Source organism: Rhizobium terrae (assembly GCF_003425685.1).
Lineage (GTDB): Bacteria > Pseudomonadota > Alphaproteobacteria > Rhizobiales > Rhizobiaceae > Neorhizobium > Neorhizobium terrae.
This window is the reverse complement of record NZ_QJKM01000006.1, coordinates 18,171-41,879: the sequence shown is the minus strand read 5'-3', so window position 1 is coordinate 41,879 and position 23,709 is coordinate 18,171. Positions and strand designations below refer to the sequence as shown.

The 23,709-nt window shown below is 62.4% G+C and carries 24 protein-coding genes; 19 read left to right on the top strand and 5 right to left on the bottom strand.

Annotation, left to right across the window (positions count from 1 at the left end; all coding sequences use genetic code 11):
* Window positions 1–17: 17 nt before the first annotated feature.
* The 7 genes from kdgD to DMO26_RS12270 all read left to right on the top strand — a co-directional run bounded on the left by kdgD (window position 18) and on the right by DMO26_RS12270 (window position 7,390).
* Window positions 18–923: a 5-dehydro-4-deoxyglucarate dehydratase gene (kdgD, locus tag DMO26_RS12300; protein WP_117192716.1), complete on the top strand. Its 906-nt coding sequence runs from the start codon at window positions 18–20 to the stop codon at window positions 921–923.
* Window positions 924–941: 18 nt separating this feature from the next.
* Entirely contained in the window at window positions 942–2,078 is a 1,137-nt protein-coding gene (locus DMO26_RS12295; RefSeq protein ID WP_117192373.1) for a mandelate racemase/muconate lactonizing enzyme family protein, read from the top strand.
* The gene (locus DMO26_RS12290) at window positions 2,078–2,944 is read left to right on the top strand and encodes an amidohydrolase family protein (protein ID WP_117192372.1); all 867 of its coding nucleotides are present in this window, start codon (window positions 2,078–2,080) and stop codon (window positions 2,942–2,944) included. The genes DMO26_RS12295 and DMO26_RS12290 overlap by 1 nt, the downstream gene beginning before the upstream one ends.
* An 81-nt stretch (window positions 2,945–3,025) precedes the next feature.
* Window positions 3,026–3,997 (top strand): TRAP transporter substrate-binding protein, encoded by a 972-nt coding sequence (locus tag DMO26_RS12285; protein WP_117192371.1) that lies wholly within the window; start codon window positions 3,026–3,028, stop codon window positions 3,995–3,997.
* Between the two features lie 88 nt (window positions 3,998–4,085).
* Window positions 4,086–4,607 (top strand): TRAP transporter small permease, encoded by a 522-nt coding sequence (locus DMO26_RS12280; RefSeq protein ID WP_117192370.1) that lies wholly within the window; start codon window positions 4,086–4,088, stop codon window positions 4,605–4,607.
* A complete protein-coding gene (locus tag DMO26_RS12275; protein ID WP_117192369.1) occupies window positions 4,607–5,887 on the top strand; it encodes a TRAP transporter large permease in 1,281 nt (426 codons plus the stop codon). Before DMO26_RS12280 ends, DMO26_RS12275 begins: the two co-directional genes overlap by 1 nt.
* Before the next feature lie 69 nt (window positions 5,888–5,956).
* Window positions 5,957–7,390 (top strand): aldehyde dehydrogenase family protein, encoded by a 1,434-nt coding sequence (locus DMO26_RS12270; RefSeq protein ID WP_117192368.1) that lies wholly within the window; start codon window positions 5,957–5,959, stop codon window positions 7,388–7,390.
* A 35-nt stretch (window positions 7,391–7,425) separates the two neighbouring features.
* Here DMO26_RS12270 and DMO26_RS12265 read toward each other — a convergent pair whose 3' ends face one another.
* The 3 genes from DMO26_RS12265 to DMO26_RS12255 form a co-directional block, all read right to left on the bottom strand.
* Window positions 7,426–8,202: a molybdopterin-dependent oxidoreductase gene (locus tag DMO26_RS12265; RefSeq protein WP_117192367.1), complete on the bottom strand. Its 777-nt coding sequence runs from the start codon at window positions 8,200–8,202 to the stop codon at window positions 7,426–7,428.
* Window positions 8,199–9,041 (bottom strand): cytochrome b/b6 domain-containing protein, encoded by an 843-nt coding sequence (locus DMO26_RS12260; RefSeq protein WP_117192366.1) that lies wholly within the window; start codon window positions 9,039–9,041, stop codon window positions 8,199–8,201. Before DMO26_RS12260 ends, DMO26_RS12265 begins: the two co-directional genes overlap by 4 nt.
* An 89-nt stretch (window positions 9,042–9,130) precedes the next feature.
* Window positions 9,131–9,424 carry a pentapeptide MXKDX repeat protein gene (locus tag DMO26_RS12255; protein WP_117192365.1) on the bottom strand — a complete coding sequence of 98 codons (294 nt, stop codon included), beginning with the start codon at window positions 9,422–9,424 and terminating at the stop codon, window positions 9,131–9,133.
* Between the two features lie 186 nt (window positions 9,425–9,610).
* Between DMO26_RS12255 and DMO26_RS12250 the strand changes: the two genes are divergently transcribed.
* Together DMO26_RS12250 and DMO26_RS12245 are read left to right on the top strand one after the other, a co-directional pair.
* The gene (locus DMO26_RS12250; protein ID WP_117192364.1) at window positions 9,611–10,159 is read left to right on the top strand and encodes a sigma-70 family RNA polymerase sigma factor; all 549 of its coding nucleotides are present in this window, start codon (window positions 9,611–9,613) and stop codon (window positions 10,157–10,159) included.
* Window positions 10,156–10,800 (top strand): NrsF family protein, encoded by a 645-nt coding sequence (locus DMO26_RS12245; protein ID WP_117192363.1) that lies wholly within the window; start codon window positions 10,156–10,158, stop codon window positions 10,798–10,800. The genes DMO26_RS12250 and DMO26_RS12245 overlap by 4 nt, the downstream gene beginning before the upstream one ends.
* A gap of 65 nt (window positions 10,801–10,865) precedes the next feature.
* Here the strand turns inward: DMO26_RS12245 and msrA are convergent, their stop codons facing one another.
* On the bottom strand, window positions 10,866–11,390 hold the full coding sequence (gene msrA, locus DMO26_RS12240; protein WP_117192362.1) for a peptide-methionine (S)-S-oxide reductase MsrA: 525 nt from the start codon (window positions 11,388–11,390) through the stop codon (window positions 10,866–10,868).
* A gap of 290 nt (window positions 11,391–11,680) precedes the next feature.
* Here msrA and DMO26_RS12235 point away from each other — a divergent pair, with 290 nt between their 5' ends.
* The 3 genes from DMO26_RS12235 to DMO26_RS12225 all read left to right on the top strand — a co-directional run bounded on the left by DMO26_RS12235 (window position 11,681) and on the right by DMO26_RS12225 (window position 13,995).
* Window positions 11,681–12,610 carry a 2-dehydro-3-deoxygalactonokinase gene (locus DMO26_RS12235; RefSeq protein WP_117192361.1) on the top strand — a complete coding sequence of 310 codons (930 nt, stop codon included), beginning with the start codon at window positions 11,681–11,683 and terminating at the stop codon, window positions 12,608–12,610.
* 14 nt (window positions 12,611–12,624) lie between these two features.
* Window positions 12,625–13,245 carry a 2-dehydro-3-deoxy-6-phosphogalactonate aldolase gene (locus DMO26_RS12230; protein ID WP_117192360.1) on the top strand — a complete coding sequence of 207 codons (621 nt, stop codon included), beginning with the start codon at window positions 12,625–12,627 and terminating at the stop codon, window positions 13,243–13,245.
* Window positions 13,246–13,344: 99 nt separating this feature from the next.
* On the top strand, window positions 13,345–13,995 hold the full coding sequence (locus DMO26_RS12225) for a class I SAM-dependent methyltransferase (protein ID WP_117192713.1): 651 nt from the start codon (window positions 13,345–13,347) through the stop codon (window positions 13,993–13,995).
* 15 nt (window positions 13,996–14,010) lie between these two features.
* Here DMO26_RS12225 and DMO26_RS12220 read toward each other — a convergent pair whose 3' ends face one another.
* Window positions 14,011–14,862, bottom strand: a complete 852-nt coding sequence (locus DMO26_RS12220) for a MurR/RpiR family transcriptional regulator (protein ID WP_117192359.1) — start codon at window positions 14,860–14,862, stop codon at window positions 14,011–14,013.
* A 206-nt stretch (window positions 14,863–15,068) separates the two neighbouring features.
* Between DMO26_RS12220 and murA the strand changes: the two genes are divergently transcribed.
* From murA to DMO26_RS12185, 7 genes are all read left to right on the top strand, one after another.
* Window positions 15,069–16,325 carry a UDP-N-acetylglucosamine 1-carboxyvinyltransferase gene (murA, locus tag DMO26_RS12215; RefSeq protein WP_117192358.1) on the top strand — a complete coding sequence of 419 codons (1,257 nt, stop codon included), beginning with the start codon at window positions 15,069–15,071 and terminating at the stop codon, window positions 16,323–16,325.
* Entirely contained in the window at window positions 16,322–17,206 is an 885-nt protein-coding gene (locus DMO26_RS12210) for an N-acetylglucosamine kinase (RefSeq protein ID WP_117192357.1), read from the top strand. Before murA ends, DMO26_RS12210 begins: the two co-directional genes overlap by 4 nt.
* A 180-nt stretch (window positions 17,207–17,386) precedes the next feature.
* A complete protein-coding gene (gene murQ, locus DMO26_RS12205; protein WP_117192356.1) occupies window positions 17,387–18,310 on the top strand; it encodes an N-acetylmuramic acid 6-phosphate etherase in 924 nt (307 codons plus the stop codon).
* Window positions 18,311–18,387: 77 nt separating this feature from the next.
* Window positions 18,388–19,908 (top strand): ABC transporter substrate-binding protein, encoded by a 1,521-nt coding sequence (locus DMO26_RS12200; RefSeq protein WP_117192355.1) that lies wholly within the window; start codon window positions 18,388–18,390, stop codon window positions 19,906–19,908.
* A 263-nt stretch (window positions 19,909–20,171) separates the two neighbouring features.
* Window positions 20,172–21,134, top strand: a complete 963-nt coding sequence (locus DMO26_RS12195; RefSeq protein WP_117192354.1) for an ABC transporter permease — start codon at window positions 20,172–20,174, stop codon at window positions 21,132–21,134.
* Window positions 21,134–21,973: an ABC transporter permease gene (locus DMO26_RS12190; RefSeq protein WP_117192353.1), complete on the top strand. Its 840-nt coding sequence runs from the start codon at window positions 21,134–21,136 to the stop codon at window positions 21,971–21,973. The genes DMO26_RS12195 and DMO26_RS12190 overlap by 1 nt, the downstream gene beginning before the upstream one ends.
* Window positions 21,970–23,709 (top strand): ABC transporter ATP-binding protein, encoded by a 1,740-nt coding sequence (locus DMO26_RS12185; protein WP_117192352.1) that lies wholly within the window; start codon window positions 21,970–21,972, stop codon window positions 23,707–23,709. The genes DMO26_RS12190 and DMO26_RS12185 overlap by 4 nt, the downstream gene beginning before the upstream one ends.

Below are 23,709 nucleotides of genomic sequence, written 5' to 3'. Positions count from 1 at the left end.
ACAGAGGAATTCGCATGATGACGCCTGAAGAGATCAAGGCCGTGCTTGGCACCGGCCTGCTGTCCTTCCCCGTGACCCATTTCGACAAGGAAGGCCAGTTCCAACAGGAAAGCTATCAGCGTCACATCGAATGGCTGTCGGGTTTCGAAGCGCCGGTCCTGTTCGCCGCCGGCGGCACGGGTGAATTCTTCTCGCTCTCTCCCGACGAAATTCCCGGCATCGTCAAGGCAGCCAAGGAAGCTTCCGGCAAGACGGCGATCGTCTCGGGCTGCGGTTTCGGCACCCATGTCGGCGTCGAACTCGCCAGGGCCGTCGAAAAAGCCGGCGCCGACGGCATCCTGCTCCTGCCGCATTACCTGATCGATGCGCCGCAGGAAGGCCTCTACCAGCATGTCAAGCGCATCTGCCAGTCGGTCGGCATCGGCGTCATGGTCTATAACCGCGACAACTCGGTTCTGCAGGTCGACACGCTGAAGCGTCTTTGCGATGAATGCCCTAATCTCGTCGGTTTCAAGGACGGCACCGGCGACATCGGTCTCGTCCGCCAGATCACCGCCACCATGGGCGACCGGCTGATGTATCTCGGCGGCATGCCGACCGCCGAACTGTTCGCCGAAGCCTATCTCGGCGCCGGCTTCACCACCTATTCCTCCGCCGTCTTCAACTTCGTTCCCGGCCTCGCCGTCGAATTCTACAAGGCGCTGCGCGCCGGCAACCGCACCCGCTGCGAAGAGATACTCAAGGATTTCTTCTACCCCTTCATGGCGCTACGCAGCCGCCGCAAAGGTTACGCCGTCGCGGCCATCAAGGCCGGCGTGCGCCTGCAGGGCTTCAATGCCGGCAAGGTCCGTCCGCCGCTCGACGACCTGACGGCCGAGGAAGAGCAGATGCTCCTGAAGCTTATCGGCAGCCACAAGCGGTAACCCAAGGGCGTAGCTCCTATGAAAATCGTTTCGGTCCGCACCCATCTTCTCGAACACAGGCTCGACGTCGCCTTCGAAAGCGCCTCGATGCGCTTCGATCGCCGCGCCCATGTGCTCGTCGAGATCGAGTGCGACGACGGTACGATCGGCTGGGGCGAATGCCTCGGCCCTGCCCGTCCGAATGCCGCGATCGTTGCAGCCTATACGAGCTGGCTGATCGGCCAGAACCCGCTGGAAACCGAAAAGATCTGGGCGACACTCTATAATGCGCTGCGCGACCAGGGCCAGCGCGGCCTGACAATCACCGCGCTTTCCGGTATCGACATCGCGCTCTGGGACATCAAGGGCAAGCATTTCGGGGCGCCTGTCTCGATCCTGCTCGGCGGCAGATTCCGCGAAAGTGTCAAGGCCTATGCGACCGGCAGCTTCAAGCGTGACGGCGTCGACCGCGTTGAGGACAATGCGACGGATGTCGCTCGCTATCGGCAAGAAGGTTTCCACGCCACCAAGATCAAGATCGGTTTCGGCGTCGAGGAGGACCTCCGCGTCATCCGCGCCGTGCGCGAGGCGGCAGGTTCCGACATGCGGGTGATGATCGACGCAAACCATGGTTATGACGCCGTAGAAGCGATCAGGCTCGGTAATGCCGCCGCCGAATACGGCATCGACTGGTTCGAGGAACCGGTCGTTCCCGAACAGCTGGCCGCCTATCGCGAAATCCGCGCCAAACAGCCGATCCCGGTTGCCGGCGGCGAGACCTGGCACACCCGCTGGGGCATGCGCGAGCCGATCGAAACGCGCGCCGTCGACATCGTCCAGCCTGACCTCGCCGGCGTCGGTGGTTTCACGGAGGCCAAGCGCATCGCCGATCTCGCGGCGCTGCATGGCGTCCGCGTCGTGCCGCATGTGTGGGGGACGGCCGTGCATATCGCCGCCGCGCTGCAGTTCATGGCGGCGATGGTCCCGAGCCCAGTTCGCGTCAACCCGATCGAACCGATCCTCGAATTCGACCGTACCGATAATCCGTTCCGTCAGGCGGTGATCAAAACCCCGATCGAACACGAGCGCGGCGTGGTTGAGATCCCGAACGGCCCTGGCCTCGGGATCGAGATCAACCGCGATGCGCTCAAAGAATTCCGCATGGGAGACATCTGATGCTCGTCCGCACCCTTTCCGGCACCCCACCCAGGACCAGGCTGCCTAAGGGCGCGGTCGACACTCAGATGCATGCCTATCTGCCGGGCTTTCCCTCGCTCCCCGGTGGCCCTGGCCTTCCGGCTGGAGACTTGCCGACACCGGCCCAGTATCTCCAGTTCATGCGCTGGATCGGCATCGATCGGGTCATCGTCACCCAGGGCAATGCCCAGCAGCGCGACAATTCCAATCTCAACGCCTGCCTTGCGGAATTCGGCCCGATAGCCCGCGGCGTCTGCGTCATCGATGGCACGACGCCGGAAGCCGAGCTCGACCGCCTCGCCGCCACCGGCAATGTCGGCGCCCGCATCATGGATCTGCCGGGCGGCGCGGTGAGCCTGTCCGAACTGGAAGCGGTCGACGCCAAGGCTGCCTCGCGCGACTGGATGGTGGCCGTGCAGTTCGACGGCAGCAACATCCTCGACCACGAGGCGCGGCTCAAAACCATGAAGTCCCGCTGGGTCTTCGATCATCATGGGAAGTTCTTCGCAGGCGTCACACCGGACAGCCCGCAGGTCGATGCCGTCAAGCGGCTGATCGATGGCGGCAAATGCTGGTTCAAGTTCGCCGGCGTCTACGAATCCTCGAAGGCGGGCGGCCCGGACTATGCAGACGTCGCGGCCGTAGCGCGCGAGATAGCCAGATACGCGCCGGAACGCATCGTCTGGGGCACCAACTGGCCGCACAATCTGGCTCGCGAGCAGAAGGATTATCCGGACGACGCGGCGCTGACCGATACCGTGCTCGGCTGGCTGCCGAACGATGCCGCACGCGAACTCGCGCTCGTCAAAAACCCGGAAGAGCTTTACGGCCTGCCCACCCAATAAACGGCAAAGCAGGCTTGAGGGGACTGCCAAACCAAACGACCGGAGCACGGAGGCTCCGGCGATTTACCTGAGGAGGACAAAATGAAATTCACGAAATTCCTCGGCCTTGCATTCGGCCTCGCCCTCGGTGCGACCGCCGCCCATGCCCAGGTCACCCTGCGTTCGGCCGACATCCATCCGGACGGCTATCCGACCGTCGATGCGGTCAAGTATATGGGTGAACTGGTTTCTCAGCGCACCAACGGCCGCATCAAGATCCAGGTCATGAACAACTCGGTACTGGGCGGTGAAAAGGATACGATCGAACAGACCCGTTTCGGCGTCATCGATATGAACCGCGTCAATGCTGCACCGTTCAACAACCTCGTGCCGCAAACCACCGTTCTCGGCCTGCCCTTCCTGTTCCGCTCGACCGAGCACATGCACAAGGTCGTCGATGGCCCGATCGGCGACGAAATCCTGAAAGCCTTCGAACCACATGGCCTGATCGGCCTTGCCTACTACGATTCCGGCGCACGCTCCTTCTACACGACCAAGAAGCCGATCACCAAGCTTGCCGACCTGAAGGGCATGAAGATCCGCGTCCAGCAATCCGACCTCTGGATCGCCATGATGCAGGCCTTCGGCGCCAACCCGACGCCGATGCCGATGGGCGAAGTCTATTCCTCGCTCGAAACCGGCGTGGTCGACGGCGCGGAAAACAACTGGCCATCCTATGAATCGGCTCGCCACTATGAAATCGCCAAGAACTATACGCTGACCGAACATTCGCTGAATCCGGAAATCCTGGTCATGTCCAAGATCTCCTGGGACAAGCTGACCCCGGAAGACCAGAAGATTTTCCGCCAGGCCGCCAAGGACTCCGTCGTCAAGATGCGCGAACTCTGGGCTGCCCGTGAAAAGACGTCGGAAGCCAAGGTCCGTGCCGGTGGCGCCAACGTCATCACCGTCAACAAGGACGAGTTCTCGGCCGTCATGAAGCCGGTCTACGACAAGTTCGTCACCGACCCGAAGCAGAAGGCCCTGCTCGAGCAGATCCAGGCCACCAAATAATCAAAAAACAATGAACCGGCCCTCCAACGAGGGCCGGTTTTTTCATACCGGCACTGGGAACGCATGCCGGGTCGTGGAGGACAGATTCATGAAAAGTTTCGTGCTGGCCATCAGGCCGATTCTCGGCGGATTGAGCCGCCTATCACTTTATATTTCCGGCATTGGCATCGTCGCCATGACGCTCATCGTCGGTTGGCAGGTGTTCGGCCGTTACGTCCTGAACGATTCGCCGAGCTGGTCCGAGCCGCTGTCACTCTACCTCATGTCCTGGTTCATCATGCTTGGCGCCGCCGTCGGCGTTCGTGAGAGCGTCCATCTTGGCCTCGATATCGTCCGCCACGTCATGCCGCCGGTCATTCAGAAGACGATGGATCTCGTCAGCCTCGGCCTCATCGTGCTCTTCGGCATCGGCATGGCCTATTATTCGACGCTGCTTGCCATCGGCACCTGGTCCGCGACCATTCCCGTCCTCGGCTGGCCGGGCGGTACGGATTTCTTCCCGATGATCGTCGGCGGCGCGATGATTTCTCTTTTCGCTCTGGAGCGCTTCGCCGATATCGTGATCGGTGTCGAAGTCGCCGCCGACGTCCTCGTGCAGGAGGCTGCGTAATGGCCTATGCCATTCTTTTCGGTTCGTTCACGCTGCTGATGCTGATCGGCATGCCGATCGCCTTCTGCCTGGGGATAGCATCCTTCGCAACGGTCCTCTACATGGGCCTCCCTCCGATCGTCGTTTTTCAGCAGCTGAATTCGGGCATGAACGTCTTCGCCATGATGGCGATCCCGTTCTTCATCTTCGCCGGCGACCTGATGGTGCGTGGCGGCATCGCCTATCGCCTCATCCGCTTCGCGGCGGGCATTGTCGGCCACATGCGCGGTGGCCTGGGCCAGGTCAACGTCGTCGCCTCGACGCTGTTCGGCGGCATTTCCGGCTCGGCGGTTGCCGATGCCTCGGCGGTCGGCGGATTGATGATCCCGCAGATGGCTGCGCGCGGTTACGACAGGGACTATGCAGTCAATGTGACAGCCAATGCCGCCATCATCGCGCTGATGATCCCGCCCTCGCACAACATGATCCTCTATTCGATCGCAGCAGGCGGCAACGTCTCCGTCGCCGACCTCTTCACCGCAGGCATCATTCCTGGCCTGCTGCTGGCCGGAGCGCTGATGTTCACGGCCTGGTGGGTTGCCGTCAGGCGCGGCTATCCGGCCGACCCCTTCCCCGGCTTCGCCCGCGTCGCCTATTACCTGCTGGCCTCGCTGCCGGGCATCCTGCTGATCGCCATCATCTTCGGCGGCGTCCGCTCCGGCGTGTTCACGGCAACCGAAAGCTCCTGCATTGCCGTCCTCTACGCCTTCCTCGTCGCCATGCTCGTTTATCGCGAACTGAACTGGGAAGGTTTCGTCGAGGCGGTCATGGGCGCCGTGCGCACCACCGCCATGGTTCTGCTCGTCATCGGCACCGCGGCCGCGTTCGGCTGGCTGATGGCATTTCTGCAGGTTCAGTCGCTGATCATTGCCGCGATCGGCGCGATCTCGGACAATCCGATCATCGTGCTCCTGATGATCAACGTCATCCTGCTCATCCTCGGCACGTTCATGGACATGGCCCCGATGGTCATCATATCGACCCCGATCCTGCTGCCGGTCGTGAAAGCCTTCGGCATCGATCCTGTCCATTTCGGCGTCGTGATGATCCTGAACGCCGGCATCGGTCTCAACACGCCGCCGGTCGGCACCGTGCTTTTCGTCAGTTGCGCGGTCGGCGGCATCACGATACGTGAAGCGATGCGCACGATCTGGCCTTTCTTCGGAGCCAGCGTCGCAGTATTGCTGCTCGTGACTTACATCCCGGCCCTGTCGCTCTGGCTGCCAAGCATTTTCCGATGAGCGACTGAACAAGCTTTATCTGACGGTCCCGCTCCCATGGCGGGACCTTTCACATGAAAGGAGAGGTCAATGACCATCTACCAGAACCTGATCGCCGGCGAATGGGTCGGCACCGAGGCATCCAAGAACATCAGCCCGTCCGATACCAACGACGTCGTCGGCATGTACGCCCAAGGTTCGACCGAAGACGCGAAGACCGCGATTGCCGCAGCCAAGGCCGCCTTTCCGGCCTGGTCGCGCTCGGGCATCCTCGAGCGTCATGCGATCCTGAAGAAGACCTCCGACGAAATCCTCGCCCGCAAGGACGAACTCGGCGCGCTTCTCGCCCGAGAGGAGGGCAAGATCCTTCCCGAAGCAACCGGCGAGGTCATCCGCGCCGCGCAGATCTTCGATTTCTTCGCCGGCGAAACGCTGCGCCTGACTGGCGAGGTGGTCCCGTCCGCCCGCCCGAACATCGGCGTCGAGATCACCCGCGAGCCGCTCGGCGTCATCGGCATCATCACGCCCTGGAACTTCCCGATCGCCATTCCCGCCTGGAAGATCGCGCCGGCGCTCTGCTACGGCAACACCGTCGTTTTCAAGCCGGCCGATCTCGTGCCGGGCTGCGCCTGGGCGATCGTCGACATCCTGCACCGCGCCGGCCTGCCCAAGGGCGTGCTGAACCTCGTCATGGGCCGCGGTTCGGTCGTTGGCCAGGCGATGCTCGACAGTCCGGATCTCGCCGGCATCACCTTTACCGGCTCCACCGGTACGGGGAAACGCGTCGCCCTCGCCTCCATCGAGCATAACCGCAAGTTCCAGCTGGAAATGGGCGGCAAGAACCCGATGGTCGTCCTCGATGACGCGGATCTCACCGTCGCCGTCGAAGCTGCCGCCAATTCCGGCTTCTTCTCGACCGGCCAGCGCTGCACCGCGTCTTCGCGCCTGATCGTCACCGAAGGCATCCATGACAAGTTCGTCGCCGCGCTAACCGAAAAGCTGAAGTCGCTCAATGTCGACAACGCCATGAAGGCCGGCAGCCATATCGGCCCGGTCGTCGACGAGAAGCAGCTGAAGACGGATACAGACTATATCGAGATCGGCAAGAACGAAGGCGCCAAGCTCGCCTTCGGCGGCGAACTCGTGAAGCGCGAAACGCCCGGCTTCTACCTGCAGCCGACGCTGTTCACCGAAGCGACCAACCAGATGCGCATCTCCCGCGAGGAAATCTTCGGCCCGGTCGCATCGGTCATTCGCGTCAAAAACTATGAAGAGGCGCTCGCTACCGCCAACGACACGCCGTTCGGTCTCTCCGCCGGCATCGCCACCACCAGCCTGAAATATGCGACGCATTTCAAGCGCAACTCGGAAGCCGGCATGGTGATGGTCAACCTGCCGACCGCCGGCGTCGATTTCCACGTGCCGTTCGGCGGCCGCAAGGCCTCATCCTTCGGCCCCCGCGAACAGGGCAAATATGCCGCCGAATTCTTCACCGTCGTGAAGACCGCCTATACGCTGGCGTAACAGGACTGGGCCCGGCGTAACATGCCGGGCCTCTTTCAAATCCCGGCATACCATTCGTAGCCGCGATCTTCCCAGAACCCGCCATTGCCGCCATAGAGCCTGCCGAGTTCGGCGACCGCTTCGATGCGAGTGAGATATTTCGCCTGCTTGTAACCAAGCTGCCGCTCGACCCGGAGCCTCAGCGGCGCGCCATGCGCAACCTCCAGATCCCGACCATTCATCGAATAGGCAAGGATGGTCTGCGGATGGAAAGCATCGACCAGATCAATGCTTTCGTAATACCAGCCGCTGCCGTCCAGCGTCTTTTCGTATTCATCGGCACAGTGGAAGACGATGTAGCGCGCTTCCGGCTTCAGACCGACCGACTGCAACAGAGCGCCGAGCGGTAGGCCGGACCATTTGCCGATCGCGCTCCAGCCTTCGACGCAGTCATGCCGGGTGATCTGGGTTCGCGACGGCATGGCCTTGAGTTGCGCAAGCGAAAGCTGCGCCGGCTTTTCGACCAGTCCGCCGACCTCCAGCTTCCAGGTGGAGAACTGGCTGTTCATCCATTCGAGATAGTGCGGATTGTCCGGCATGCTGGTGCCGTTGGCGCGGAAAACCGGCGAAAGATCCGCCTCTCCGAATTCGCGGGCGAGCGCGTCGTCGCCAAGCAGGAAGCGCTGGGTTTTCATGGAAAAACCTTCAGCGATCTTGAGGACCGATTTCGTCCGGTCGCTTTCGACGAGCGCATCGCAGCCGCTGAGGCCCAGCGCGGAGGCGGTCAATGTCGAACCGATCAGGAAACGGCGGCGGGTGATGAGACGGCTCACGGCTTGTCCTCCGGTTCGATGGCGTAATAGCCGGTGATCATGGAACGCAGGTTGTTGAAGACGCCCGACAGGACGACCATCGCCAGATGCACGGCGACGAAGGCGACGAGCGAGAAGGCCGTCAGGAAGTGAATGGTACGGGCCGACTGCCGGCCGCCGAAGACATCCAGCAGCCAGGGCGCCACGGCGTTGAACCCCGGCGACATGGTGAGCCCCGTCCCGATCATCAGCGGCAGAAGCAGGAAGATCACCGCGAGATAGGCCAGCTTCTGCAGCGTGTTGTAGTGCCTGGCCTCCTGCCCTTTCGGAAAACGCAGCCGCGCGTGATTGGCCACTTCGTGGCTCAGATGAGCGGGCATCAATTCTTCTGCGGCGGGTACGAGATCGCGTCGAAAGTGCCGGCTCGCCAGGCCGTAGACGAGATAGAAAAAGCCGTTGAGGACGAACAGCCAGGCGAAGAAGAAATGCCAGCGCCGGCCTGTCGCAAGATCCTGATAGCTCGGAATGGTGAGCCAGTCCGGAAAACCCCGCGCCGTCGCTTCGCCGTCGACATTCGAAACTCCGAGAAACCCGGTCGTGTCGAACGCGAACGGACCGACACGCGTCAGGCCCTTCGCGCTGCCACCGTCCTCGACGGCTTCCATCGAAATGAAGGACGGATCGTTATCGGCGCCGTACTGGCCCCAATAGAGTGCCGGATGGGCATTGAATATCTGCAGTCCGCTGAACAGCAGCACCGTGAAGCACAGCACATTCATCCAGTGCGACAGGCGCACCAAGAGGCTGTGACGGTAGACAAGCGTGCGGCCGGTTTCCATATCGGCATCGATCGTCGCCATGATTGTTCTCCGGATGAATGGACGTTTCGCAGGAGAGGACGCGGCCACTGCGAATAAAGTTTCAGCGGCCGCGCAAAGTGCGAAAATTCTTATTTCATCGTGTCGCAGGCCTTCATCATGTCGGACTTCTTCATCGCGTCCTTCTCCATGCCGGCATTGTGCATGCAGTCGGCCTTGGTGCTCCCCGTCTTCATGGCATCGGTCTTCATGGCATCGGTCTTCATGGCATCGGTCTTCATGGCGTCCTTCGACATCGCGCCGCTTTGCATGTTGTCCTTCTTCATCGTGTCGGACTTCATGGCGTCCTGCGCGGAAGCGACACCGGCAAGCGAGAGGCCGATCGCGAAGGTGCAGGCTGCAAGGGCGGAAAGGATCTTGGTCATGGATATTCTCCTCGGATTGAGTGTCGTGTCCGCCGGCTGCCCGCCGAAGGCTCACATCCCACCATTCGAAGGCCTACCGAGATACGTTACAGCCTCACACGCATGTGATAGAGCTGTGATACCCGCATTGTTTTTCTTTTCGCCTGTAACCGATTACGTGCTTCTCCGAATAACCTCTGTGACAGCATGACCAGCGCCCCTTCGGAAGAAGCCTTGAAAGCATTGATGCTTCTTTCCCTTGACGGGGACGAGGCAGCCTACCGGCGTTTGCTGACGGCGCTGCGCGTCCTGCTGGTCGGATATTACAGCCGGCGCATGGGTGCGGCGACGAAGGCGGACATGGAAGACCTGGTTCAGGAGACATTGCTGGCATTACATTCGCGCCGATCGACCTACGACCGCGACCGCCTTTTCACAGCCTGGTTCTTCTCGATTGCCCGTTACAAACTCATCGACCATCACCGCGGCCGCGGCAGACGGAGACTGGCCGAGACGGAACTCGACGAGAAGATCGAAAGCGGCTTTAGCGAAGAAGCGCTGACCGCCCGCCTGGATGTGGAACGGCTGCTCGACGGGTTATCGCCGAAACAGCAGGACCTGATCCGGCAGGTGAAACTGGAGGGCCAGTCGATCGCCGATACCGCAAGCCTTACCGGCCAGTCGGAATCAGCGGTGAAGGTCAGCATCCACCGGGCACTCAAGGCACTCGGAGAAAGATTGCGAGGCGGATCGTGAGAAAGACCGACGACGTTATCGATAGCCTGGTAAGCGATCTGGAGCCGGTGCCGCGCCAGGCGCTGCGGCGTCGTTTCGCGCTCGGCATCCTGCCTGCCCTTTGCATTTCGCTGCTGCTGATGCTGGTGATCGTCGGTCTGCGCGTCGATATGGCCGAGGCCCTCATGCTGCCGGTCTTCTGGATCAAATCCGCCTACAATGCGCTGATCGCGCTGACCGCCTTCCTTACCGTCTATCAACTGGCGCGCCCCGACGGTTCCGAGGGACGGTTCTTCAGCCTGCTCGTCTCGATCTTCGCCGCCATGGCGGCCATCGCGTGCATCCAGCTCGCCATCGCGCCGCCGGAAAACTACCGCGTTCTGATCGTCGGCTCTTCGGCACTTCACTGCCCGTTGCTGATCTTCGGGTTTGCGCTCCCCGTCTTCGCCGGCACCACCTGGGTGCTACGCCATGGCGCTCCGACGAAATTGCGTCTCACGGGCTTCGTTGCGGGCCTCGCGGCCGGGGCTGCCGGCGCCTGGGTCTATTCCTGGTTCTGCACCGAAAACGGCATGCCCTTCGTGCTGATCTGGTACTCGATCGGCATTCTCTTGACCGGCGCACTTGGCGCTCTGACAGGCCCCCGCCTGCTTCGCTGGTAACGGCAAAAAAATGCCCGGCAGGCACGACAGCCTGCCGGGCACGATATCATCGGATTGAGGCGCCGTCATTCGGCGGCAGCAATGCTGGAACGCTTCGGCAGCTTCCAGTTCGGACGCGGGAAATGGCAGGTATAGCCGTTCGGATAACGAACCAGGTAATCCTGATGTTCCGGTTCGGCCTCCCAGAAATCGCCGACCGGCTCGACTTCCGTCACCACCTTCCCCGGCCACAGGCCGGATGCGTTCACATCGGCGATCGTATCTTCGGCGACGCGCTTCTGCTCGTCGTTTTCATAATAGATCGCCGAACGGTAGCTCGTGCCCATATCGTTGCCCTGGCGGTTCTTCGTGCTCGGGTCATGAATCTGGAAGAAAAACTCCAGCAAATCGCGATAGCTCATCTTCGCCGGATCGAAGATCACTTCGATGGCTTCCGCATGAGTGCCGTGATTGCGATAGGTGGCGTTCTTCACGTCGCCGCCGCTATAGCCGACGCGGGTGGAGAACACCCCCGGCATGCGCCGGATCAGGTCCTGCATGCCCCAGAAACAGCCGCCGGCCAGGACGGCCCGTTCGGTAGACGTCGTCATGCTTTCCTCCTTCGGTGTTGGATTTGAGACTAAAATGGCGCTCCGCAGCCGAATATTCAATATCGAAGAAAACCGACGCCTGCCGCGTGCCGACATTCCATGGGCCACAGCGCTTCCGTTAAGTGAGGTTCACGCTGAGTCATGACGCATCGGTGAACCGCCGCGGCAGGCAGCCGAAATTTCGCGGCATCCCTGCCTGCTGAAGTCCAACATACCGCCAACCGCCTCTCGACATCGGGAGGTGGGCCGGGCTATCGAAGGGCCCGAAGCGTTTCCGGAGGATTCTCATCATGCCAAGACCGACCTCGATCATCCTCGATTGGGGCACGAGCTCGTTGCGCGCCATGCTGGTGTCGGAAGACGGCGAAACGACCGATACTCGCGAGACCTCCAGCGGCGGTATCCAATTCGTCAAGGATGGCGCCTTCGAAGCGGCTCTTATGGAAGCGGTCGGCGCCTGGTTTTCGGCGCATGGTCCTCTCCCGGTGCTTGCGAGCGGCATGATCACCAGCCGCAACGGCTGGATCGAGGTGCCTTACGTGGACACGCCCGGCGGGATCTCGGAACTGGCGGCCGGAACGCGGAAACTGACACTTGGCAACGGCGCCGTCATCACCTTCCTGCCCGGCATGCGCAATCCGGCGGCAAGGCCGTTTCCGGACGTCATGCGCGGCGAGGAAACCCAGATCGTCGGCTTCGGCCTCGACAAGAACCGTACGCTGGTTCTTCCCGGCACCCACAGCAAATGGGCGCGGATAGAGGCAGGCCGCATCGCCGGTTTCCAAACCTACGCGACGGGCGAGGTTTTCGCACTGCTGACCAAACACTCCTTCATCGCCAAAGCCCAAGATCCCGTCCCCGGCGCAGAACCGAACTGGAGCGCCTTCGATCGCGGCGCGGAATTCGCGGCAAGCGAGGGCATCGCCGCCGACGCCTTCCTGTCGGCGATCTTCAGCGCCCGCACCGGCATCCTCGACGGCAAACTGAAGCCCGAAGACATCCTCGACTATGTCTCCGGCCTCGTCATCGGCTCCGAATTCCGCCAGGCGCGGGCCACCGGCTGGTTCAAGCCGGGCGATGCGATCGGCATCGTCGGCAACAATATCCTGAACAGCCGTTATGGCCGCATCGCACCGCTCTTCGACCTGACGGTCGAAGCGGGCCCCGAAAACGCCGCCAAGCGCGGCATCATGCTGATCGCGGCCGCAGCCGCCGAATAACAAGGAGTTCCGAGATGACCTTCGAAGAGGCGCTCAAGGCCTGCAATCTCGTCGCCATCCTGCGCGGCATCAAGCCCGAGGAAGCGGAAGCCGTCGGCGACGTGCTGGTCGGGGCCGGCTGGCGCATCATCGAAGTGCCGCTTAACTCTCCCGAGCCACTGAAGAGCATCGAGAAACTGGTCAGGCGTTTCGGCGAACAAGCGCTCATCGGTGCCGGCACTGTGTTGACGCCGGCACAGGTCGCCGATGTCGCGGCAACCGGCGCAAAAGTCATCATCTCGCCGAATGCCAATGTCGATGTCATCAAAGCCAGCCGTGCCGCGGACATGGTAAGCCTTCCCGGCGTCGCCACTCCAACCGAAGCCTTCGCGGCAATCGAAGCCGGTGCCACCGGCATCAAGGCCTTTCCGGCCGAAGCTATCCCGCCTTATGTCATCAAGGCCTGGAAGGCGGTGCTGCCGAAGCATATTCCCGTGCTTGCCGTAGGCGGTGTGACGCCGGACAACATGACCGATTACATCAAAGCGGGTGCGGCCGGCTTCGGCATCGGCTCGTCGCTTTACAAGCCGGGCGCGGACCTTGCCGCGATTGCCGATCAGGCGAAAAGATTCATCGAAGCGATGCGCGCCGCCTGATACCGTCATCGGCCCGGCATCGCAAAAGATTCGAAAAACGGAACTATGGTCTCTATCCTGAGTTTCTGGACGCATCCGGGTATCAGGGGGGGAACGATCTTGGCGACCATCCGCAACAGCACCGAACATCAGCAGAAGGTCTACGAGCGCTGGGCTCCGGTCTATGACCGCGTCTATCGGGGCCTGTTGCGGGATGGGCATCGCACCGCGGCAAGGCTCGCCGCCGAAGCAGGGCGCGACATCCTGGAGGTCGGGGTCGGCACGGGCCTCGCCCTGCCTTATTACCCGGAGCACTGCCGGGTCGTCGGCGTCGACCTCTCCGAACACATGATCGCCAAGGCGCGCGAAAAGGTTTCCCGCCACCGGCTTGGCCACGTACAGGCCCTGCACGTGATGGATGCCCATCATCTCGATTTTGCCGACCGCTCCTTCGATGCGGTCTGCCTGCCCTTCGTCATTACGCTTATTCCCGATCCGGAACGGGCGCTCGACGAATGCGCCCGCGTGACGCGGCCGGGCGGCGAAATCATCGTCGCCAGCAAGCTCGGCGACGGACGCGGCATCCAGGGCGCCATAGAGGAAGCGGTCGCACCGATCGTCCATCGGGTCGGATGGAGTTCGGCCTTCCGCATTTCACGGATAGCCGAATGGGCGGAGCGTCGCGGCGACTTCCGGGTTGCCGAAATCCGCCGCGTCTTTCCGAATGGCTTCTTCAAGGTCATGCGCCTGAAGCACCGTCTCGACGCGTGAGCTTGAAGGGCAGATCTACTTCATCTTCAAAACCGAGACCGCAATCTCGCTGTTATGAACGTAGTCGTTGGCGTCCGGCTGGCGCTGCACGAGAAGAATGAACAATAGGTCCGTCAGCATCAGCTGCGCATCGCGCGCCGTGATCGACGAGGAACGGACGCGCTCTTCGTCCGCCACGGTGTAGAGCCGGATATCCGCCACCTGCCCCAACTGGCCGCCGGCGAGGCCGGTCACGCCGATCACCGTAGCCCCGCGTTCGCGAGCGAGTTCGGCGATCCTCAAAGTCTCGATGCTGGCGCCGGAATGGGACAGCGCCAGAAGCACGTCGCCCTCCCGCAGCGTCGAGACATTCGCCATCTGCACATGGCTGTCGCTATCATGCAGCACGTTGCGGCCGAGCTTCATCAGCTTGTAGGAAAAATCGCGAGCGACGAGCGAGGAGGCGCCGACGCCGGCCATGTGGATGCGGCGTGCCGTGTCGAGTGCCGTCAGCGCCCGCTCGATCTCCTGCTCGCTGTTGACCGCAAGCGTCTGCTGCATGGCGAGCATCTTGCTGCCGATAAGCTTCTGCAGGATCGTCAGATAGCTGTCGCCGAGCTCGATCGTGCCATGGATCATGCCGGGCGGCGCGTGCCGCTCCTGCGCCTTGGCCTCGCTGACGGCGAGCTTCAATTCCTGATAGCCGGCGAAACCGAGCTTCTGGCTGAACTTCACGACGCTCGACTGGCTGCGGCCGGTCTCGGCGGCAAGGGCCGCGGAGGAAAGCCTAAGCATCTGCTCCGGATTGTCGAGGATGAACTGACCGATCTGACGATCCGCCGGCGCCATGATCTCGAGCTGCGCATTGATCTTTTTCAGGATTGACATGCGTTCCTTCGGAAGCCTCAGGTTCCGTCCTCTCGGGGAATGCGAAGATAACACCGCATCACGCGTCTGCAACGGTTGATTATCACAAATCGTATTGCAATCAGGAATAAAAAATTCCGAATGATTGACAGGAGCGCTGGCAGGTTTAGTTTCCGGCACAGCATGGATGCATGGAGATTCCATCTTGTCTCTTCGGCGGGTTCGTCATGGATAGATTGCGCATCGTCGGCGGTCATCGGCTTCAGGGCGCCGTGACCATTGCTGGCGCCAAGAACGCCGCCCTGCCGCAGATCGCGGCGACGTTGCTCAGCCCCTATCCGGTGGAACTCTCTAATCTTCCGCAGGTCAGCGATGTCGAGAACATGCTCGGCGTCATCGGCCTGCACGGCGCGGAAGTCGGCCGAGCCAGTCATTCCACGACGATCCACGCGAAGGACATCGTCTCGACGGAAACCTCCTACGACACCGTCCGCAAGATGCGCGCGACCGTGCTGGTGCTCGGGCCGCTGCTTGCCCGTTGCGGCGAGGCGAAGGTTTCGCTCCCCGGCGGCTGCGCCATTGGCGCCCGGCCGGTGGACATGCACATCAAGGCTCTTGCCGCGCTCGGAGCAGATATCGGCGTCGAGGGCGGCTTGATCGTCGCCTCCACCAGGGGCGGCCTCAAGGGCGCGCGCATTGTGCTCGCCTCGCCTTCCGTCGGCGCTACCGAAACCGCGATGATGGCCGCGACCGCTGCAAACGGCGAGACCGAAATCCTCAATGCCGCCCGCGAGCCCGAGGTTGCCGATCTTGCCGCCTGCCTGATCGCCATGGGCGCGAAGATCGAAGGTGCCGGCACGCACCGCATCCTCGTGGAAGGCTCGACCACCTGGCGGCCGGCGAAGCACCATGGCATTTCCGACCGCATCGAAGCCGGCACCTATGCAGTGGCAGCGGCGATCACCGGCGGCATGCTGGAGCTCACCAATGCCAGGCTCGAAAACATGGCCTCGGTCCTGCAGGTGTTGGAAGCCATGGGCGTCAGCATCTGGCCGAGCGACCGCGGCCTCGTTGTCTCGCGCGATGGTCCGTTGAGAGGGACCGATATCACCACGGAACCCTATCCAGGTTTCCCGACCGATCTCCAGGCGCAGTTCATGGCGCTCGCCGCCTGCGCGGAAGGCGCCTCTCTGATCCGCGAAACCGTGTTCGAAAGCCGCTTCATGCACGTGCCGGAACTGATGCGGCTTGGTGCGAACATCTCCCTTCAGGGTACTACGGCGCTGGTGCGCGGCGGAGCACCGCTCAAGGGTGCCCAGGTAATGGCGACGGATCTGCGCGCCTCCGTTTCGCTGGTGCTTGCCGGGCTCGTCTCCAAGGGTGAGACCGTCGTCAACCGCGTCTACCATCTCGACCGCGGTTACGAGCAGCTTGACCGCAAGCTGAAACTCTGTGGCGCCGATATCGAGCGGATCAGCGAATGACGGCCGGCGGCGATCATTATTTTCTGGGCGTCGATGGCGGCGGCACCGGCTGCCGGGCCCGCATCGAGGATGGTTCCGGGGCCGTGCTCGGACAGGGTCTTTCCGGTCCGGCAACCACGCGCCTCGGCATCGAGGAAGCCTGGGCTTCGATCGCCCGCGCCTTCAACGCAGCAATCGATGAGGCGGGGCTCGGGGCGGATGAGATTTCCCGCATCCATGTCGGTATCGGCCTTGCCGGGATCAATCGCATCGGCGCGATCGAGGCTCTGCGGGCAATCCCCCACCCATTCGCCAGTGTCGATTTCACCAGCGACGGCATGGGTGCCTGCCTTGGCGCACATTCAGGACGCGACGGCGGGATCGTCATAGCCGGCACCGGCTCGATCGGGCTCGGTTTCGTGGAAGGGCGCAACTTGCGGATCGGTGGCTACGGTTTTCCGATCTCCGACGAAGGCAGCGGCGCCGATCTCGGCCTGAAGGCCGTGCAACTGGCGCTCCGCGCCAATGACGGCCGCATCGAAAAGACCGCGCTTCTGACCGAGGTCATGCAGCGCTTTTATGCAGACCCGATGGAAGCGGTCGCCTGGATGGACCGTTCGTCCGCGACAGACTATGCAGCGCTCGCTCCGATGGTCATGCGCCATGCGGATCAGGGCGATGCCGCCGGCCGCCGCATCGTCCAGGCAGCAGCCGAACAGATCGATACGCTGGTGCGTACCCTGTTCGATCAGGGCGCTCCGCGCGTCACTCTGCTCGGCGGCCTGTCGAGCCCGCTCGAAGCCTGGCTTTCGCCGGATGTCCGCCGCCGGCTGAAACCCGCCGATGGCGATGCCGTTTCAGGCGCCATCATTCTTGCCCGCAAGGCCGTAAGCGCTTCCTGATCCTGGCCATGGCGGATCGAAGAATCATGGCTGATTTGGAATAATATATTCCGATCCTCATTGACTCACGGAATGGCTGAACCTAATCCTTTAACGAGAGGTAACGAACAGGCGGGATTAAAAGCCAAGGCGCAGACGCTGCCGGGCGCGAATTTCCGGCCTGAGGTCGAAAGCAGGCTCATGAGCGACGCAAGGCTGATATCCGAACTGGAAAGACTGGTCTCTGAGGACCGCAATCCCCGCTCGATGGATATCGATCTTCTGCCGACGGTCGACGTCCTGCGAAGGATCAACGACGAGGATCAAGGCGTCCCTGCCGCCGTCGGGAAGGTGATTCCCCAAATCGCCGAAGCGGTCGACGAAATCGTCAAGGCATTCCGGAAAGGCGCGCGCCTCGTTTATATAGGCGCCGGCACCAGCGGCAGGCTCGGCGTGCTCGATGCCTCGGAATGCCCACCGACCTTCAGCGTGCCGGAAGGCATGGTCGTCGGCCTGATCGCCGGCGGTGACCATGCATTGCGGCACGCGGTCGAAGGGGCCGAGGACGATCCGGTCCAGGGCCGGCAGGACCTGATGGATATCGGCCTAACGGCAGACGACGTTGTGGTTGGCATCGCGGTCAGCGGCCGCACGCCCTACGTCATCGGGGCGCTCAACTATGCCAAATCGCTCGGCGCAAAAACGGCCGCACTCTCCTGCAATCCGGATTCGGTGATCGCCGCCATTGCCGATATCGCCATTTCCCCTGTCGTCGGCCCCGAGATCCTCACCGGTTCGACCCGTCTGAAATCCGGCACGGCACAAAAGCTTGTTTTGAACATGCTGACGACGGCGAGCATGATCAAGATCGGCAAGAGCTACCAGAACCTGATGGTCGATCTGCACGCCAGCAACCAGAAACTCGTCGCCCGCGCCGCCCGCATCGTCATGCAGGCAACGGGCTGCGACATCGATGAGGCGCGCCGCGCGCTGGACCTGACGGGCAATGACGTCAAGCTTGCCATCCTGATCGTGGTCACCGGCATGGATGTGGACGCGGCCCGCACCGCATTGAGTGAAGCCGGAGGCTTTCTTCGCAAGGCAATTAATGGGAAGACAGCGTAAAGCTGCGGAAATGACCGGTCGAGGCTCACCACACGCCGGATCGAAGGCAACGAATCTCAAGACAGAGGGAGAATGAAATGGGAAGGCATTTTTCGACGAAATTCTTGTCCGGCCTCGCACTTGCCGTGACGCTTGGTGCGGCCGGCATCGCCGTGCCGGCTTCCGCCGCATCGCTGAAAATGGCCTGGAAGCAGGATGCGACCGGCCTCGATCCGCATAAGCAGACGGCATTCTCCTCGATCCGCCTGCTGGAACTCATCTATGAACCGCTAGTCCGTTTCGACAAGAACCTGACGATCGTTCCGGCCCTCGCCACGTCGTGGGAATTCGCTCCCGACGCCAAGCAGCTCACCTTCAAACTCAATCCCGCTGCCAAATTCCAGGACGGCAAACCGGTCACCGCAGCCGATGTGAAGGCCTCGTTCGAGCGCATCCTCGACGAAAAGACCGCCGCGGCGGCGCGCGCCAACTACCTGTCGATCGCCTCGATCGAGACCCCCGACGACAAGACGGTCGTCTTCAAGCTGTCGCAGCCGGACGTACCGCTTTTGGCAGCGATGGCGAGCATCAACGCCTCGATCGTTCCCGCCGCGGAAATCGCCGCCGGTACGATCGGCACCAAGGCGCTCGGCTCCGGCCCGTTCAAGCTCGACAATTGGGTCCCGAATTCCAAGGAAACGCTGTCCGCCAACAAGGACTGGGCCGGCGGCAAGGTCGGCATCGACGGTATCGACATCAGCGTCCTGCCGGATGAGACCGCGATCCTTGCGGCGCTGCGCACCAAGCAGGTCGATTTCGCGCTGATCAACGACCCGCTCGTCGCGACCCTCGTTCCGAAGGAAACGAGCCTGGTGCTGAACCGCACTCCGGTTCTCGCTTATCACGTGCTGCAGATGAATCCGTCGCGCAAGCCGATGGACAATCTCGCCGTGCGCCAGGCGATCTCCTGCGCCATCGACCGCCAGGACGTGCTGGATACGGCCTCTGTCGGCGAAGGCAGGGTCACCGGCCCGCTCACCATGCCGGGTTACACCAGCGATACCTCGACGCTGTTCTGCTACAAGAAGGATATCGCCAAGGCGAAGAAGCTGATGGCCGATGCCGGTTTTGCGAACGGCTTTTCCGCCACCGTCATCGCAGCCAACGGCGAACCGGCGACGGCGGCTGCCGAAGCGCAGGTCATCCAGTCGCAGCTTGCCGAAATCGGCGTCAAGCTCAACATCAAGATGATGGAGCTGAACGTTTACGTCGACGCCTGGTTGAAGGGCGATTTCGACATGGCGGTGGCGTTGAACGGCGGCCGTGCCGACCCCTATCCGATGTACAACCGTTACTGGACGAAGACCGGCAACCTACAGAAGGTCGCCAACTATAGCGACGACACACTGGACAGCCTGATGCAGAAGGGCCGCGTCGAGACCGATCCGGCCAAACGCAAGATCATCTTCGCCGATTTCGAAAAGCACATCGTCGAAATGGCGCCCTGGGTCTGGCTCTACACGTCCTACAACTACACCGCCCAGCAGAAGACCGTCTCCGGTTTCGAACCGACTCCGGAAGGCTCGCTCTTCGGTTTGACGAAGGTGAAGCTGAATTGACGGAACGATCGCATAGCAGGTTTTACCCCTCATCCGCCTGCCGGCACCTTCTCCCCGCACACGGGGAGAAGGGTTATGCCGCACCGTCCAGCCCGCTCTCAACGGCTGAGTATGGCACGTCCCCTCTCCCCGCGTGCGGGGAGAGGGTGCGCGTCGACGGTGACGCCGCTGTCGCCGATGGCCCCTCTCCCCGCGTGCGGGGAGAGGGTTAGGGTGAGGAGCAGCCTGCATGCGATGACCGCGCCACGAACGGGGAAGAATTCATGAGTTATCTGGCGCGACGCCTCCTGACGTTTCCGCTCGTGATGCTCGGGGTCTCCATCCTCGTGTTCGTCGCCATCCGCATGGTGCCGGGCGACGCAATCACCGCCATGCTCGGCACCGAGGCCGGCCTGCTGACGTCGGCCCAGAGGGCGGCACTCGCCGCCTATTTCGGCATCGACCAACCGATCCTCGTGCAATACTGGAAATGGCTCCTCGGCGTCTTTCAGGGCGATCTCGGCATCTCCGTCACCCACGGCAAGCCGGTTCTCTCGATCATACTCGAACGTTTCCCGCTGACGCTGCAGCTTGCGCTGATGTCCATGTGCGTAGCGCTCGCGGTCGGCCTGCCAGCCGGTATTTTTGCCGCGACCCGCAATGAAAAACTCTCCGATCTCGGCGTACGCATCTTCGCCATGATCGGCCAGTCGACGCCGAATTTCGTCGTCGGCCTGCTCTTGATCTACGCCTTGTCGGCCGGGTTCGGCGTCCTGCCTACGATGGGCGAATTCACGCCCTTCCTCACCGATCCCCTCCGCAATCTCGGCCAGATGATCCTGCCGGCCGTGACGCTCGGCTTTGCATTCGCCGCCTCCGTCACCCGCATCTCGCGCTCCGCCATGCTGGACGTGCTCTCCGACGATTATGTCAGAACCGCCCGCTCTAAGGGCGTGCCAAAGATGAGCGTCATCTGGCGCCATGCGCTGCCGAACGCGCTGATCCCCGTCGTGACGCTTTCCGGCGTCGAATTCGGCTATCTGCTTGGCGGCGCGGTTCTGGTCGAACAGATCTATGCGCTGCCCGGCCTCGGCCGCCTCGTGCTCGAAGCGATCCTGCAGCGCGATTATGCGCTGGTGCAGGGCTGCGTCCTGTTCATTGCCTTCAACTTCCTGGTGGTCAATCTGCTCGTCGATCTCCTTTATGTGACGCTCGATCCGCGCATCCGTCTCGGAGAAGGCGGCTGATGTCGATGTTGCGTGCCATTTTCTCCCACCCCAGCGGCCGGATCGGCGGCACGATCGTCGTGATCTATGTCGTCGTCGCCATGCTCGGTATGTTCGGCATCACTCCGCATAACCCGTTGCAGCAGTACCGTATCGACCGGCTGCATGCCCCAAGCATGGTTTACTGGATGGGCACCGACCTCTTCGGCCGCGACGTCGCAAGCCGCCTGATGAAGGGCGTCGGCCAGTCCTTCCTCGTCGGCGTTTCGGCCGTGGCGCTGGCGAGCATCGCCGGCACGGTCCTCGGCCTCACTGCCGCATGGTTCGGCAAGGCTTGGGACGGCATCGTGATGCGCGTCATGGACGTGCTGCTTGCCTTCCCGGCTATCCTGCTCGCGCTTCTCATCATCGCGGTTGCCGGCCCCGGCACCTGGACGAGCGTCGCGGCGATTGCGATCGTCTACATGCCGATCTTCACCCGTGTCGTGCGTGGCCCCGCGCTTTCGATCAAGTCGCGCGAATTCGTCGACGCCGCCCGCACCTTCGGCTCGAGCCGGCGCTATATCCTCACTCACCACCTGCTGCTCAATCTCGTCGCACCGCTGACCGTGCAGGTCACGCTGGCTTTGGCATGGTCGCTGCTCACTGAAGCCGGCCTCTCCTTCCTCGGCCTCGGCACTCAGCCGCCGTCATCTTCGCTCGGCCTGATGCTCGCCGACAGCCGCAACCTGATGGAGACGGCACCTTGGCTGCTGATCTTCCCGGCGATCACCATCATGATCAGCATCCTGGGCTTCAACCTGCTCGGCGATGCGCTGCGCGATATCCTTGACCCGAAGACAAGGAGTCGGACTGCATGACATCCCTCCTCTCCGTTTCGAACCTGCGCGTCGGCTTTGGGCGCGATCCCGCCAGGAACGAGATCGTCAAGGGCGTCAGCTTCGATCTCGCGGCAGGCGAAACGCTGGCGATCGTGGGCGAAAGCGGCTCCGGCAAGTCGGTGACGGCGCTGTCCATCAACCGCCTCGTCGATTTCGGCGGCGGCAGGATCATCGGCGGTTCGATCAAGCTCACTCGCGCCGACGAAAGCATCCTCGACATCACCCTGGCGAAAGAGCCGATGCTGGAAAAGATCCGCGGCTCGGAGATCGGCATGATCTTCCAGGAGCCGATGACCTCGCTGAACCCGGTCCTTTCGATCGGCACCCAGATCGAGGAAAGTTTTCGCCTGCATCGCGGCCTGACCGGCAGGCAGGCGATCGCCGCCGCCAAGGATGCGCTCGACCGCGTGCGTATTCCGGACGCCGCACGTCGTCTGAAATACGCGCCGAACCAGCTCTCCGGCGGCATGCTGCAGCGGGTGATGATCGCCACCGCGCTTGCCTGCAACCCGCGCCTCCTGATCGCCGACGAACCGACGACGGCGCTGGACGTCACCGTCCAGGCGCAGATCATGGCGCTGCTCGGCGAACTGAAGCGCGAGACGGGCATGGCGATGATCTTCATCACCCATGATATCGGCCTCGTCGCCGGAATTGCCGACAAGGTCATGGTCATGCAGGCCGGCCAGGCAGTCGAACAGGGCGCCCTCGGGGAAGTCCTCGACCGCCCGCAGCACCCCTATACCCAGCACCTCCTGAGCGCCGTGCCTCATTTCGAGTCCGGCCGGGCGGCCCGCACCGATTTCACCCGCAAGGAGAAGGAAACGCCGGCCCTCGACGTCGAGGGTCTGGTCGTGCGCTTCAAGGTAAAGGGCGGCTTCTTCAGCCGCGCCCAGGGCTCGGTCCACGCCGTCGAAAATGTCAGCTTCAAGCTCATGCCTGGCGAGACGCTGGCGATCGTCGGCGAAAGCGGCTCGGGCAAATCCACCACCGCCCGCGCCATTCTCGGTCTCGTCAGGCCGACCCGGGGCAGCTTCGCGACACATATGGGCAGCATCGCCGATGCGACGGACCCAAGCGTGCAGATGGTGTTCCAGAACCCGTATGCCTCCCTCAATCCGCGCCTGCGTGTCGATAGTATCCTCGCCGAACCGGTGATCGCCGGCGGCGGCCGGGTGACTGCCGAGACTCGCGAAAAGATGAAGGCGCTCCTGAAACGCGTCGGCCTGCCGGAAGACAGCCTCGACCGTTACCCGCACCAGTTTTCCGGCGGCCAGCGCCAGCGTCTCTGCATCGCCCGTGCGCTGATGCTGAACCCGTCGGTCGTCGTACTGGACGAAGCGGTTTCCGCCCTCGATGTCTCGGTTCAGGCCAAGGTGCTGGAACTGCTGGTCGACCTGCAGAAGGAATTTGGCCTCGCCTATCTCTTCGTATCGCATGACATGGCGGTGGTGGAACGCATCGCCCACCGAATCGCGGTGCTCTATGCAGGCCAGATCGTCGAGATTGGCGATGCCGCTTCCATCCTGTCCAACCCACAGCATTCCTACACGAAGCGGCTGATTTCCGCCGTGCCGAGCATCGACCGCCGCAACCAACGTTTCGAAATCGACACCCGACAAGTCCCCTCTCTCGTCCGCCCGCCGGGCTATGAACCACCGGAAGCACAGTGGCGGGAATTCGGCCCGGATCACAGAGCACGGGCGGAGGCATGA